The sequence below is a fragment of the Prauserella aidingensis genome (assembly GCF_024171865.1).
Classification (GTDB): Bacteria; Actinomycetota; Actinomycetes; order Mycobacteriales; family Pseudonocardiaceae; genus Prauserella; species Prauserella aidingensis.
In genome coordinates, this window is sequence record NZ_JAMTCN010000009.1 from 1 (window position 1) to 12843 (window position 12843).

Below are 12843 nucleotides of genomic sequence, written 5' to 3' on the forward strand. Positions count from 1 at the left end.
AGGTGGAGATGCCGACGCCATTGTCTCGTGCCAGGCGCGCGACCTGTGTGGACTCACGAAACCAGCGCAGCACCAGAACCGCCTGGCTGAACACGCCCAGCGCCCGCCGGCCTCGACGTGTGCCCCGTTCACCCCGTTCGAGCAGCAACAACCGGGCCAGGTACTGGGCAAGTGCGCGCGGCACATCGAGCGTGGCACGATAAGTAATCACGTAGAGCCTCTGGTTCTCGGACTTGATCTTCGCAAATCCAGTCCTACCAGGGGCTCTACGCCTATCCACAGCCAGGCTTGACCCCAGCCGGTCGACGACAGCCAGCAAAGATCAACTTACCGAGAAAACCTCAGTAGTGTGCGATCTACATGGATCTTGGGTCTTTTTGCCGCTGGTAGTTCGGCTATGCCGAGCCCCCGAGTGACTGGTTGTGGGAGAGTCATTGACCAAGCACTCCGGTGGATCCCCGTTATCTGCGTGGCCTCCGTACATACCGAAGCGGGTGCCCGCCGGATGATCACCTCAGGTGGCGTCAACGTCCAGTACGATCCGGCCGCGGGTGCGGCCGTCCGCATGGAGCATCCGCCAGGCATCGGCGGCCTGCTCCAGCGGGAAGGACCGGTTGATGGTGATGGACAACTTCCCGGACTCAGCGAGAGCAACCAACTCGATCAGCTCGTCGGCATTCGCGCGTGCCCACACCAGATGGCCACCCTGGTCGGGAGCGGTGATGTCGGCCACGGAGGCGACCCGAGCGGGATCCTTCAAGACCCTCCGCGAGACTGCCACCGCGTCCCCGCCGTAGAAGTCGAGCGCCACATCGATGCCCTCTGGCGCGAGCCGACGCACCCGTTCGGCCAGGCCTTCGCCGTAGGTGATCGGTGTCGCACCGAGTTCACGCACATAGTCGTGGTTGCGCTCGCTGGCGGTGCCGATGACGTGTGCGCCCCGGGCCGCGGCGATCTGCACGCCGACCGTACCGACCCCACCGGCGGCACCGTGGATCAGGACGGTGTCGCCCTCGCCAATGGTGATGCGTTTGATGGCCTGGTAGGCAGTCAGCCCGTTCAGCGGAAGACACGCCGAATGCAGCCAGTCCCAGGATGCCGGCTTGCGCGCCAGAGTGCGGGCCGGGGCTGAAACCAGTTCGGCGTAGGTGCCGTTCTGCGCCCAATCCTTGACGACGAAGCCGATGACCTCGTCGCCGAGCTCGAACTCGGTGGCACCGAAACCGCGAGCCTCGATGACGCCGGCCATCTCGAAGCCCGGGATGAGAGGGAAGTGCGTCACCATGATGCCGTCGAGAGTGCCGATGCTGAGCTTTTCGTCGCCCGGGGTCACTCCGGCTGCCTTGACCCGGACCAGGAACTCCCCAGGCGCGACCGCCGGCGTCGGCTGCTCAGTGAGCTCCAGGGCGTCCGCCCCGCCGTAATGCGGGAGCGCAATTGCCTTCATGGTCACCTCATTTATTCTTCTGAACGGACGATGTTCTGTCAAACAGACAGAACTTGAGGACTGGGAGCTGCCCGGCATGATCTCCGCGACGAGTCGCAGGTCAAGTGGGCACCGCGCGGCATCCGTGCGGGCGCGAACTCTTCGGAACTGGACATTTGATCGCCCTGATCACCCACGACCGAGCTGGGCACGAAACCAGTCGCAGACGAACTCCGTGCGCTCGGCCGAATGGTTGTACATGGTGTGGTCGCCGTCGTCCCAAACCCGCAGGGTGGCGTGCGCCGACAGGTCGAGGAACACCTTCTGCTGGTCGAGGCTGACCAGTGGGTCGTTGCCGCCGTGCAGCACGAGCATCGCGGCGCTCGTATGGTCGACCGCCGGGTCGAGCCACAGGGTGCGGAATACGGCCGCGGCTTCGTCGTCGGTGTCGACGCCCAGGAGCGCCCGCGATTGTTCGCGCGCGGTGCGGAACGGCAGCGGTTCCGGCTTCGCGCTGGCCCCGTTGACGCAGCACGCGCCGAAACGGCTTTCGTGCACCGCTGCACGGGCGGCGAGCAGCCCACCGAAGCTGTTTCCCCACACCCCGTACGGGCCGTCGTAGCCGGTCCGGGCACGCACGGCGTCGAGTGCCGCGCTGAATGCTCGATCGACGGTCCCGTCGAGATGGAGTCCGCCGGCCATGCGTGTATCACCCTGGCCCGGCGCCTCGAGCAGGACGGTGGATAGCCCTCGCCGGGCCAGCGCTTCGGCCTGCTGGTGAAAGGCCGGTCCCCAGCCGCTCTGCCCACCGACGATGACGACCGTGGGGCCAGAGTGATCGCCACGGCGACGAACGAACCAAGCGGTGCAGTGACCCTGTCGGAACGGGATCGACAGCTGCTCCACGCGCAACTCGGTGTCGAGATCGGCCGCTGCCTGATAGGCCTGGGTGAGCCGGACGTAGAGCGCGCGTTTGGCCGGGTGGTCGGCGTTGAAGGCCATCTGCGCGAAGATCAGGGCGGCCGTTGCCCGGCGATAACAGGCGACCGCGGTCTCGACATCACCGCCGTCGGCGGCCGCCTCCGCGCGGGTCAGCTGCGCCTCGGCCAGGCGAGTTGCGGCTTCGTGCCACGGCTGCGAAATGGGCGCGTCGGCCAGGTGGGTGGCGTCCCAGTAGTCCATGCCGTAGTCGAGCATTCGGGTGATCGGCATGGCACGCAGCAACGCGGCCCGATGCTTGCCCGCCTCCTCTGCCGATTCGACAGCCTCCATCACCGCGCGGCTCCGTTTGTGAATCGCGGTCGTGTTGCGTTCTCCTGCCCTGTTGCGACCCGATCTCGCAATGGAATGACCGGCGCCGCCTCGGTGACGGTATTGCGCAACTCGCCGAGGCCTTCGATCGCGGCGACGACCTCGTCGCCCGGCTGCAGCCAGGGGTAGGTCGCCGAGTCGTGTGTGCGTGAGAGTTCCAGGATGCAGCCGGTGCCGCAGGTGCCGGAGCCGATCACGTCGCCGGGCCTTACTTCGGCACCGCGGGAGGCGTAGGCGATCATCTCGCCGAATGACCAGTGGATGTCTGACCACAGGGCGCGGGAGTAAGGGGCGCCGTTGACCGTGCAGGTCATTTCGAGACGGTGTCCATTGCCCTCGCGGAGGTCGGCGATCTCGTCCGGGGTCACGAAGTACGGGCCGAGGCTCGTCGCGGTGTCCTTGCCTTTCACCGGTCCCATCGACAGCTTCATCTCGCGCTGCTGTACGTCCCGGCCGCTCCAGTCGTTGAGCACGCAGTAACCGGCGATGGTGTGTTCGGCGTCCTTGGCGGTCAGGTCGCGGCCGCCGCGCCCCACCACGGCAGCGACCTCCAGTTCGAAGTCGAAACACTCCGCGCCCGGCGTCATCGCCACCGGCCCGCAGCCCAGCACGGCGTAGGGGTTGGAGAAGTAGAAAACCGGCAGCTCATACCAGTCCGGTTCCATCTCGAGGCCTCGCCAGGCCCGCCCGGCCCGGACATGCTGTTCGAAGGCGTAGAAGTCGCGGACGGTCGGAGGTGTCGCGATCGGCGACAGGGGAACGATGTCCGGCAGCGGCACGGTCGCGCCGCGCCGCAGCGCGGTCCGTCCGGCCGCGAGGAGCTCGGCGTCGCCGGCCTCGATGAGAGGCAGCAGGTCTGCCACACCGTCGACGATCCGGACCAGGTCGCCGTCCACCACGCCGACGCGTGCGGACGGGCCGTCCGCGTAGCGAACGAACTTCACTGCCTTACCTCCTTGGTTGCGGCTGTATCGGCTGCCACCGCTTGTTCGCGGGTCCAGGCGCGGTAACTCTCCTCGGTGAAGCCCGTCGCGCCGTGGCGCTCGACCGAAGCCCGGATAGTTTCCAGAAGCTCCTCGGGATCGGTCTCGATGTCGATGTGTTCAACGAAAGGCTGTCGTGCCACCAGCCCGGTCTGCCAGTAGACCTCACACCGATTTGCCTCCGGATCGTAGAAGTAGACGCCGACGGCATTACCGTGCGAGACGATCATGTCGAGCTGGACGTCGTGCTCCCGGAAACGCCGGTAGAAGCCGAGAATGTCCTCGAACCGGGCGCACCGAAACGACACCTGCTGGATGAGTTTGGTTCCGACCGGCGCGTCCCGGCCCTCAGCGAGAAGCAGTTCGTGATGTTCGGTGTCCGGACGGGCGGACAGGAACCAGATGCCGAGCCGTTCGTCATGGTCGGTGACCGTAAGCCCGAGTACATCGGTGTAGAACGCCAGCTGCCTGCTCACGTCGTGACAGCGCAGGCCCACATGGCCTAGTTCCGCGACGGCCGGCGTCGGGGTAGTCACGCGACCCCCTCAAGACGTTGTTCTGTATACCAGATCATGTTCTGCACAGTAACTCGGATTCGGCAGCTCGTCAATCTTGACATGTCCCGTATGACAGAACATCGTCTGCTGGGAAGAACATAGGCCGGCTGAAGTGCCGGGCAAGCGCAAGGAGGCGCCATGGCCGCTCGAAGTCCGTACCCGGTCGACGCGAACGCGTTACGGCTGGCCGGTGAACTCCGTAAACGACGCAGGTATTTGGTGGCCAAGCTGGGCCTGCCGTCGTTGGCGTGTTACCTCGCCTACCTGTCCTTGGTGACCTTCGGTCAGAGCTTCTTGCGGATCGGCGTGCCCGGCGGATTGAGTGTCGGCTGGGTTCTGACGGCTGTGATGCTGCTGCTGCCGTTGGTCGTGTGCGCCCTGTTCGCGCGTGGGGCCCGGCGTTCGCTCGACCGTTTGCGCGAGAGCGAAGCCGGAGAGGCAAGCGGCCGATGAGCGCGCGCACTGCGGCTCTCGTGCTGTTCACGGTGCTCGTCGTGGTGAGCATGACGCTCACCTGGCTGGCGGGACGACGGACGAGGACAGCTGGGGACTTCTGGGCGGCCGGCGGGGCGATCAGCCCAGCACGGAACGCGGTCGCGACTCTGGGCGACTTCATGTCCGGTTCAGCCCTGCTGGGCGTGATCGGGCTGATGTTCCTCTACGGCTACGACGCGCTGTTCTATCTCACGATTCCGCTCCTGGCCTGGATTCCGGTGATGCTGCTGATCGCTGAACGGCTGCGCAACCTCGGCCAGTACACACTGACCGATGTCCTCGTTCGCCGCTTCCGGTCCAGATCACTCCGGAGCGTTCTGGCGATCTCGACGCTCGTGATCTCCGGTATCTATCTTCTGGCCCAGATGGTCGTAATCGGGAACCTCTTCGCATTGCTATCAGGGATCGACTACACCGTCGCAATCGTGCTCGCCGGCGTGATCATGGTGCTGTACGTCGCCATCGGCGGGATGCACGGCGCGACGGTCATCCAGTCGGTGAAGGCTGTCCTGCTGCTGGCCGTGCTCGCCGGTATGACCGTGCTGCTGGTGATCAAGTTCGGCGGCGACATCGGCGGAATGGTGGCCAAGGCGGTGGCCCCGGCCGGCGGGACGGATCCCCTCCAACCCGGCAATCTACTGAAGGATCCCTGGAACATGCTGTCGGTCGGACTCGCCGCGACCTTCGGCGTTGCGGGCCTGCCTCATCTAATGATGCGGTTCTTCACCGTCCGGGACGCGGTCCACGCGAGGCGTTCGGTCACCATGACGGTCGCGATGATCACCGTTGCGAGCATTCTCATCGCCTTCATCGGGCTCGGCGCAAGCGCCCTCCTGCGGCCGGAAACGAGGGAACTCGCCGCCTCCGGCGGAAACCTGGTCACCCCTCGGCTCGCGGAGGTACTCGGAGGCGGCTCCGGTACCTTCGGCGGCGCCGTGACGCTCGGCATCGTGTCCGCGATCGCCTTCGCCACGGTCGTCGCCGTGGTGTCCGGGCTGCTGGTCAACGCCTCGAGCGCGGTGGTGCGCGACCTCTGGAACCAGTTCGATCGTCCCGGCCCACCCGATCGCGAAGTCGCTCGCGGACGTCTCACCTCGGTGGTGATCGGGGCCGTTGTCGTCGTGATCGCTGCGGTGCTCGGACCGCGTTACAACGCGGCCGTTCTCGTCACGCTGGCTTTCGGGATCGCGGCAAGTGCCAATTTCCCGGTTCTGCTGTTCGCGCTCACGTGGCGTCGGTTCACCACATCGGGAGCCGTCACCGGCGTCCTTTCCGGACTGGGCGCCTCGGTCATGCTGATGATCCTCGGCCCAACCCTGTGGCCTGGCGCCGATCCCCCGGTCAACCTCGCCGACCCGACTCTGATCGCCCTGCCTGTGGGCGTACTCGGCTGCGTCATCGGGACACTGCTGTCCCGCCGGTCGGCACGTGAGGAGTTCGACGAGGTTCAGATCGAGTCCGAACTCGGCAGAGCAACCATCGCGAACGTCACCGGCGAACGAATCGCCGGTGAGTCCGGCACCCCCAACACGGCCGCGAACTGATTAGCGAGATCCGCCGAGACGTCGACGGGGCACTGCGGCTATTCTGGCAGGCGCACAGCTAGTTCGATTGCCAGAACAGCCGCAGTGATGACGGCGAGATGGAGGGGTTGTGACAGTGCCGGCCGCCTACCCGGTGGAATCGATCGACAACGCCGCGCGGATCCTGCTGATGCTGGCGGACAATCCGTCGTTGCGAGTTGCCGACGTGTCCGCCGAGCTGGGGGTGGCCAGGTCGACCGCTCATCGGATGCTGACCACCCTGCAGGCCCGCGACCTGATTCGCCAGGACGCCCAGACCAAGGGCTACGGACCTGGGCCCGCCCTGGCCAGGCTCGGTATCGCCGTCATGGGGGCAGTCGCCCTCCGCGACGAAGCGCGTCCCGTGCTGGAAAAGCTCGTGGCAGACACCTCGGAGACGGCACATCTGCTCGTACTGGAAGGCACCGAGACCGTCTTCGTCGAAGGTGCGGAGAGCCAGCAGGTGATCCGTGCCGGGGTGCGTACCGGGCAGCGAGGTCCGGCGCACGCGTCCGCCGCAGGAAAAGCTCTGCTCGCCGAGCTTTCCCGCGACGAGTTGCGGCGCCGCTATCCGGGAGCGCGGCTGCGAGGCGGAACCGAGCGCGCAGTGAGCACACGTCGGGCGCTCGAGACCGAGCTCGAGAGGGTAAGGGAGACCGGCTACGCCACCAACACTGAGGAAAGCGAATTCGACCTCTGCGCGGTGGCCGCCACGGTACGGAACCGGCAGGGCGTGGCCTGCGGTGCGCTGTCTGTATCCGGCCCTGCGCGGCGGGCCGAGGCCAAACTAGCCCTCCTCAGCAGCGCTGTCGTCGCCGCCGCCACCGAGCTCGGTGCGCGGCTCAGTTAAGGCGCAGGCTGAGCGCGTCCGTTCTCCGGCCCGTGTTCATGATCACTTCGCGGGGACTGGCCGAGGAGACTCATTGTGTGGGCCAAAAGCCGGTAGTAACCCGTGATGACGGCGACTTCATAGATCGTCTGCCGGTCGAGCCGGGTCGCAGCTGACGTGATGGCGTGGTCGGCCGGCTGAGGGGAACTCACTAGATGCCGGGTGAGCTCGACGACGACCTGCTCACGACTGGTGAGTGTGGCCGTTTCGTTGTTTCTGAGCGCGTCGAATATGTCTTCACCGAGACCACAGGTCCGGCCAATGGCTTCGTGCGCGGCCTGTTCGAATTGGCTTCCGGTCACGTACGCCACGGTGAGGACGGCGATTTCTCGTTCGCGGTCGGAGAGCGTCGTTCGAAACCGGACTGCGGCACCGAGAGCTTGAAGCGGTCCGCCAACCTCAGGGTACTCGACCATGAGTCCGAACGGTCCACGGAGCGTCCCGTCCAGATTCCGCAACTCGAAGTGCTGCGGACCGCGCGCTCGCGGACCATAAAGAATAGCGTCATATACCGCACGCTGCTCGTCCGTCATCTCGGACGCGAACTGATCTTGCACAGTCTGAGCTCCTTACCTCGGGCGAATCGGTCGCCTGCCGACGCCGCGTGCGCGCAGACGCAGACCAGGCCGATCTCGGCCAACACCGTCCTCGGCCGAGTGCCATTATGAGAGTCGCAGCTACGGTGTCCGGCCGGGTCCCTGCCTCAGTGAGTCGGTCTGGGACGCGGCGCCGATGGTGCCACCAACTCATTATCCCAGGCCGCCAGCCCGATCCGGACATTCGGCAATGTGGGCCGCCGACGAAGTGCCAGTTGAACTGGTCCTTTTCCGACGGCCCTTCCCGAACCAGCTGTGCCCGATTTCCGCAACAGCTGACTCTCCAGCGCTCGTCATGATTGCCGTGTTGGATACTCGCGGTAGTGGATGTCCTCGTGGCAGGTGCCGACAGACGACCAGGGTCTTGCGGCGGCGAGCAGCCATTCACATGACCACGCAGATTACGGTCCCCGCCCCTTCGGCGGTTGAGATCCTTCAGCGCCCGGATCTGATGCACTTCGGCATATTTCTCGATCCGCAGAGCTCACAGGCATCAGGTCGCCGACCACATCACGACGGCCCACCGGCCACGGCAAGGCACGATGAGCCATGCGGTGGAAACCGGCACTCAACGCCTTCGCCATCACCTTCGAAGGCCCGCATCACGCCGGACAGCGACTAACCGACACCAAGACCAGACCCGCCGTTAACCGGAGAGTCCCATTCAATCAGGCACTTGTGCTAGTAGTACCTCTAAGGTGGAGCTAAGGGGATTCGAACCCCTGACCTTCTCACTGCCAGTGAGACGCGCTACCAACTGCGCCATAGCCCCGTATGTATGTTCGCGGCTCTCACCGCTGCCTGTGCGAAATAATGTACCCCATCGCCCACGGGCCTCCGCACAGGGGGTCCGCCTCGAGCGGTCGGCCCCGGTCGGACCCATCGCTGACGGTCCTCGTCACCCGTCGTTACACCTGGTCACGCCTCGTCGCGCAGGTGGGCGCTGATGGGGAGCACGAGCGGGGTGCCGGCGACCGGGTCGGACACCACCTTCGCGTCGAGGCCGAAGACGTCGGAGAGCAGGTCCTCGGTGAGGACCTCGTCGGGTGTGCCCCGGGACACGACGGCGCCGTCGTGCATGGCGACGAGCGTGTCGGCGTAGCGGGCGGCGAGGTTGAGGTCGTGCAGCACCATCACAACCGTGGTGCCGCGTTCGGTGTGGAGCCGGTGCACCAGGTCGAGCACGTCCACCTGGTGGGCCAGGTCGAGATAGGTGATGGGTTCGTCGAGCAGCAGGAGCGACGTCTCCTGCGCGAGGGTCATCGAGATCCACGCGCGTTGCCGTTGGCCGCCGGACAGTTCGTCGACGGCACGGTCGGCGTAGGCGCTCATGCCCGTGACGGACAGTGCGTGGGCGACGGCCTCCTCGTCGCCGGACGACCACTGCCGGTACCAGTGCTGGTGCGGCTGCCGGCCGCGGGCGACGAGGTCACCGACGGTCAGGCCGGCAGGCGCACTGGGGGTCTGCGGCAGCACGCCGACGGCCTTGGCCACGTCCTTGGTCGGCAACCGGTCGATGCGTTTCCCGTCGAGCAGCACCGATCCGCCGCGGGGACGCAGCAACCGCCCCATGCCGCGCAGCAGCGTCGACTTGCCGCAGCCGTTGGGCCCGATGATCACGGTGACGGACTCGTCGGCGACGTCGAGGGTCAGACCGTCGACGACGATCCGCTCGTCGTAGCCGAGGCGGACGTGCTCGGCCTGCAGTCTGGGTGTGGTCACGCGCGGGCCTCCTTGCGCGTTCGCAGGAACAGGAAGATCAGATACGGGGCGCCGAGGATCGCGGTGAGCACGCCGACCGGCAGCCCGGGCGTCACGGTACGGACCGCGAGGTCGGCGCTCACGGTCAGCAACGCGCCCAGCACCATCGAACCGACGATCGGAGGCTGCGGGCTGCGGACGAGTCGCAGCGCGATCTGCGGTGTGGCCAGCGCGACGAAGGTGATCGGCCCGGCCACGGCGGTCGCCACGGCCGCGAGGGCCGCTGCGAGCAGCAGCAACGTCGCCCGCGCCCCGTCGACGCGGATGCCCAGACCGCGGGCCGTGTCGTCGCCGAACTGCAGCCCGCCGAGGGTGTGCACGCCCGCGATCGTCACCGGCACCAACAGCGCCAACGCCAGTGCGAGCGGCCCGATCGCCTCCCAGCCGACGGCGGCCAGATTGCCGACGATCCACGTGGTCGCGCGCGTGGCGTCGTCGACGTCGCCGACGGTCAGCAGCCAGTACACGACGTTGTTGCCGATCGCGGCCAGGCCGATCCCGACCAGCACCATCCGGTAGCTGTCCAGCCCACGCCGCCATGCCAGCGCGTACAGCAGCAGGCCCGCGAGCAGGCCGCCAGCCAGCCCGGCCAGCGGAACGCCGAGTTCCGCCACCATGCCGCTCACCTGGCCCGCCGACCCGCCGAGCACGATGACCGACACCGCCCCGACGCCCGCGCCCCACGTGATGCCGAGGATGTCCGGGCTGGCCAGCGGGTTGCGCGCGACCGTCTGGAACAACGCTCCCGCCAGTCCGAACGCGGCGCCCACGAGCACACCGGCGAGCGTGCGGGGCAGCCGCAGGTCGAACACGATGCCCGTCTCGGCACGGTCTCCCCCGCCCGCCAGCGTGCGCAACACGTCCAGCAGCGCGATGTCCGAGCTGCCGCGCCCGATGTTCAGCGCGGCCACCAGCACCAGCAGCACCAGGCACACCACCGGCACGACCACCGACCGGGGCCGGAACGAGGCCGCCAGCCTGCCCACGCGCACGTGCTTGCGGCCGGGGACGGATGCGATGTCACGTACGGCACTCATATCTTGCTCAATCCTCGCCGCCGGACCAGATGGATGAACCCGGGCGCACCGACGGCGGCCAGCAGGATGCCGACCTCCAGGGTGTCGCCCGCGACAAGCCGCCCGAGCACGTCCGCCAGCAGCACCAGCACCGCGCCGAGCAGTCCGGCGCAGGGCACGAGCCACCGGTAGTCGGGCCCGGTGAGCGCCCGCGCGATGTGCGGCACGAGCAGCCCGACGAACGCGATCGGACCGCACGCCGACACCGCGGCACCGACGAGCAGCGTGATCGCGAGAATGCCGAGGAGCCGGGTGCGGCGGACGTTGCGGCCGAGTGCCGTCGACACGTCCTCCCCCAGCGCCAGGCTGTTCAGCCCCGGCGTGTTCGCCAGGGCGAGCACGAACCCGGCGATCAGGAACGGCGCCAGCTGCCCCGCCACGGCCAGTTCCCGGCCCGCGATCGACCCGACGTGCCAGAACCGGTAGGTCTCCATGCCCTGCCTGTCCGTGAGGACGATGGCCGAGATCAGCCCGTACAGCAGGGCGCTGACGGCGGCGCCTGCCAACGCGAGCGTGACCGGCGTCGCACCTCCGCGCACGGTGCCGAGCACGAACACGAGCACCGCCGCGAGCAGTGCACCGGCGAAGCCGAACCAGATGTAGGACCCAAGCGCGGTGACGTCGAACACGACCACGGCCGTGACCACGCCGAGGGCGGCGCCCTGGTTCACCCCGAGCAGGCCCGGGTCGGCCAGCGGGTTGCGGGTGTGGCCCTGCATCAGCGCGCCGCCGACGCCGAGCGCGAGGCCCGCGAGGATGCCGAGCACGGTGCGGGGCACGCGCAGCGACCGCACGATGATGTCGTCCTCGCCACCCGCGGGCGCGACCAGCGCCTGCCAGACCGCGTCGAGCGGCACCGGGTGCGCGCCGTAGGCCAGACTCGCCGCCGAGGCGAGCAACAGCGCCAGCAGCAGCGCGACCAGGCACAACAGCCGTCTGGCGCGCCGCCGGTGCAGCGCACGGCGGCCCGTCGGGGCCCGGTCCGCCGCGAGCGTGGCGTTCATCTCGTCCGCTCCTGGTTTCGTCGTGACGACCCTTTCGCACGGGGCGTCGCTCGTTTATGGTCCCGGAACCTGTTAGGGAAGCCTAACCGAAACGGAAAGGTGGGCAATGATGCTCTTGTCTCACAGACGGCCCGCAGCCGTCACGGCCGCGGCCCTCGGACTCGCGGCATGCCTGGGCCTGACCGCCTGCGCGTCGGAGGAAGGACCGTCGTCCGGCGGCCAGGGGCAGTCCGGCTTCCCCCGCACCGTCTCCGACGCCATGGGCGAGACGACGATCGAGACCCGGCCGCAGACCGTCGCGGCGCTGGACTCGAGCTTCGCCGACGCGGCGGCCGCGCTCGAGACCGAGGTCGCGGCGTACACGAAGTACCCGTCGTCCGACGGGCTGCCGGAGTACCTCGGTGACGACCGGCAGTACCTGGAAGGAGGCACACAGGTCGGAGAACTCGGTTCCCCCGACGTCGAGGCGCTGTACGACATCGCTCCGGACCTGATCGTCTCGGCCAAGATCCGCCACGAGCAGATCCACTCCAAACTGTCCAATGTGGCCCCGACGGTGTTCAGCGAGTCCACGGGCGCCACGTGGAAGGAGAACATCCGGCTGCTGGCCGAAGCGCTCGGCAAGGAGAAACTGGCCGAGCGGAAGATCAGCGCCTACGAGGAGCGCGCCGAGGCGATCGGTGACGCGATCGAGAAGAAGGAGGGCGAGACCCCCACGTACTCGCTCGTGCGGTTCATCGAGGGTGAGCAGACCGTGCGGCTGTACGCGAGCGACTCCTTCCCCGCGATCGTCATGCGTGACGTGGGCCTGAAGCGGCCGAAGGGCCAGCCGGACTCCTCCGACGAGATCAACGTCGACATCAGCCAGGAGGACATCGGCAAGCTCGACGCCGACCGCGTGTTCGTCTCCTCCTACGCCGACGAGACGCAGCAGGCGGCCGACCCGCGCGAGAAGTTCGAGTCGAACCCGCTGTGGGACCGACTGTCGGGAGAGATCACCGACGTCGACGACGAGACCTGGTACGTCTCGGTCAGTCTGCAGGGCGCGCACGCCATGCTCGACGACATCGCCGAGCAGTACGGCGTCGACCCGGCCCGCCAGTGACGTGAGGAGAGCCGGGGCGGACAGCGCGTTCCCGCCCCGGCTCTCGTCTCGGCCGTCACCGCTCCGCCCACGGCCGTC

General features: G+C 67.5%; 12 protein-coding genes, 1 tRNA gene and 1 pseudogene. 4 read left to right on the forward strand and 10 right to left on the reverse strand.

Annotated elements, in window-relative coordinates:
* From LY13_RS11900 to LY13_RS11920, 5 genes and pseudogenes are all read right to left on the reverse strand, one after another.
* Positions 1-184, reverse strand: a pseudogene (locus LY13_RS11900) (IS5/IS1182 family transposase); the annotation flags it as partial.
* 330 nt (positions 185-514) lie between these two features.
* Positions 515-1447, reverse strand: a complete 933-nt coding sequence (locus tag LY13_RS11905; protein ID WP_253828560.1) for an NADP-dependent oxidoreductase — start codon at positions 1445-1447, stop codon at positions 515-517.
* Positions 1448-1615: 168 nt separating this feature from the next.
* Positions 1616-2698, reverse strand: a complete 1083-nt coding sequence (locus LY13_RS11910) for an alpha/beta hydrolase (protein ID WP_253828459.1) — start codon at positions 2696-2698, stop codon at positions 1616-1618.
* Positions 2698-3633 carry a fumarylacetoacetate hydrolase family protein gene (locus LY13_RS11915; RefSeq protein WP_253828460.1) on the reverse strand — a complete coding sequence of 312 codons (936 nt, stop codon included), beginning with the start codon at positions 3631-3633 and terminating at the stop codon, positions 2698-2700. The genes LY13_RS11910 and LY13_RS11915 overlap by 1 nt, the downstream gene beginning before the upstream one ends.
* A 44-nt stretch (positions 3634-3677) precedes the next feature.
* Positions 3678-4256: a VOC family protein gene (locus tag LY13_RS11920; RefSeq protein WP_308216314.1), complete on the reverse strand. Its 579-nt coding sequence runs from the start codon at positions 4254-4256 to the stop codon at positions 3678-3680.
* 159 nt (positions 4257-4415) lie between these two features.
* Here LY13_RS11920 and LY13_RS11925 point away from each other — a divergent pair, with 159 nt between their 5' ends.
* The 3 genes from LY13_RS11925 (at position 4416) to LY13_RS11935 (ending at position 7184) form a co-directional block, all read left to right on the forward strand.
* Positions 4416-4730, forward strand: a complete 315-nt coding sequence (locus LY13_RS11925) for a DUF485 domain-containing protein (protein ID WP_253828462.1) — start codon at positions 4416-4418, stop codon at positions 4728-4730.
* A gap of 50 nt (positions 4731-4780) precedes the next feature.
* On the forward strand, positions 4781-6316 hold the full coding sequence (locus LY13_RS11930; RefSeq protein ID WP_253828561.1) for a solute symporter family protein: 1536 nt from the start codon (positions 4781-4783) through the stop codon (positions 6314-6316).
* Positions 6317-6425: 109 nt separating this feature from the next.
* Positions 6426-7184 (forward strand): IclR family transcriptional regulator, encoded by a 759-nt coding sequence (locus LY13_RS11935; protein WP_253828463.1) that lies wholly within the window; start codon positions 6426-6428, stop codon positions 7182-7184.
* Here the strand turns inward: LY13_RS11935 and LY13_RS11940 are convergent.
* The 5 genes from LY13_RS11940 to LY13_RS11960 all read right to left on the reverse strand — a co-directional run bounded on the left by LY13_RS11940 (position 7181) and on the right by LY13_RS11960 (position 11660).
* On the reverse strand, positions 7181-7780 hold the full coding sequence (locus tag LY13_RS11940; RefSeq protein WP_253828464.1) for a carboxymuconolactone decarboxylase family protein: 600 nt from the start codon (positions 7778-7780) through the stop codon (positions 7181-7183). The two genes, LY13_RS11935 and LY13_RS11940, sit on opposite strands and share 4 nt — an antisense overlap.
* A 738-nt stretch (positions 7781-8518) precedes the next feature.
* A tRNA-Ala gene (locus tag LY13_RS11945) sits at positions 8519-8591 on the reverse strand.
* A gap of 146 nt (positions 8592-8737) precedes the next feature.
* Positions 8738-9541 carry an ABC transporter ATP-binding protein gene (locus tag LY13_RS11950; RefSeq protein ID WP_253828465.1) on the reverse strand — a complete coding sequence of 268 codons (804 nt, stop codon included), beginning with the start codon at positions 9539-9541 and terminating at the stop codon, positions 8738-8740.
* The gene (locus LY13_RS11955; RefSeq protein ID WP_253828466.1) at positions 9538-10617 is read right to left on the reverse strand and encodes a FecCD family ABC transporter permease; all 1080 of its coding nucleotides are present in this window, start codon (positions 10615-10617) and stop codon (positions 9538-9540) included. Before LY13_RS11955 ends, LY13_RS11950 begins: the two co-directional genes overlap by 4 nt.
* Entirely contained in the window at positions 10614-11660 is a 1047-nt protein-coding gene (locus tag LY13_RS11960) for a FecCD family ABC transporter permease (RefSeq protein ID WP_253828467.1), read from the reverse strand. Before LY13_RS11960 ends, LY13_RS11955 begins: the two co-directional genes overlap by 4 nt.
* A gap of 106 nt (positions 11661-11766) precedes the next feature.
* On the opposite strand from LY13_RS11960, the gene LY13_RS11965 reads away from it, so the two are divergent.
* On the forward strand, positions 11767-12765 hold the full coding sequence (locus LY13_RS11965) for an ABC transporter substrate-binding protein (RefSeq protein ID WP_253828468.1): 999 nt from the start codon (positions 11767-11769) through the stop codon (positions 12763-12765).
* Positions 12766-12843 lie beyond the last annotated feature (78 nt).

Bases quoted from the DNA above. Each gene is read 5' to 3' on its own strand.
- LY13_RS11930 (WP_253828561.1), top strand. From the start codon at position 4,781: ATGACGCTCACCTGGCTGGCGGGACGACGGACGAGGACAGCTGGGGAC.
- LY13_RS11925 (WP_253828462.1), top strand. From the start codon at position 4,416: ATGGCCGCTCGAAGTCCGTACCCGGTCGACGCGAACGCGTTACGGCTG.
- LY13_RS11955 (WP_253828466.1), bottom strand. From the start codon at position 10,617: ATGAGTGCCGTACGTGACATCGCATCCGTCCCCGGCCGCAAGCACGTG.
- LY13_RS11965 (WP_253828468.1), top strand. From the start codon at position 11,767: ATGATGCTCTTGTCTCACAGACGGCCCGCAGCCGTCACGGCCGCGGCC.
- LY13_RS11905 (WP_253828560.1), bottom strand. From the start codon at position 1,447: ATGAAGGCAATTGCGCTCCCGCATTACGGCGGGGCGGACGCCCTGGAG.
- LY13_RS11960 (WP_253828467.1), bottom strand. From the start codon at position 11,660: ATGAACGCCACGCTCGCGGCGGACCGGGCCCCGACGGGCCGCCGTGCG.
- LY13_RS11910 (WP_253828459.1), bottom strand. From the start codon at position 2,698: ATGGAGGCTGTCGAATCGGCAGAGGAGGCGGGCAAGCATCGGGCCGCG.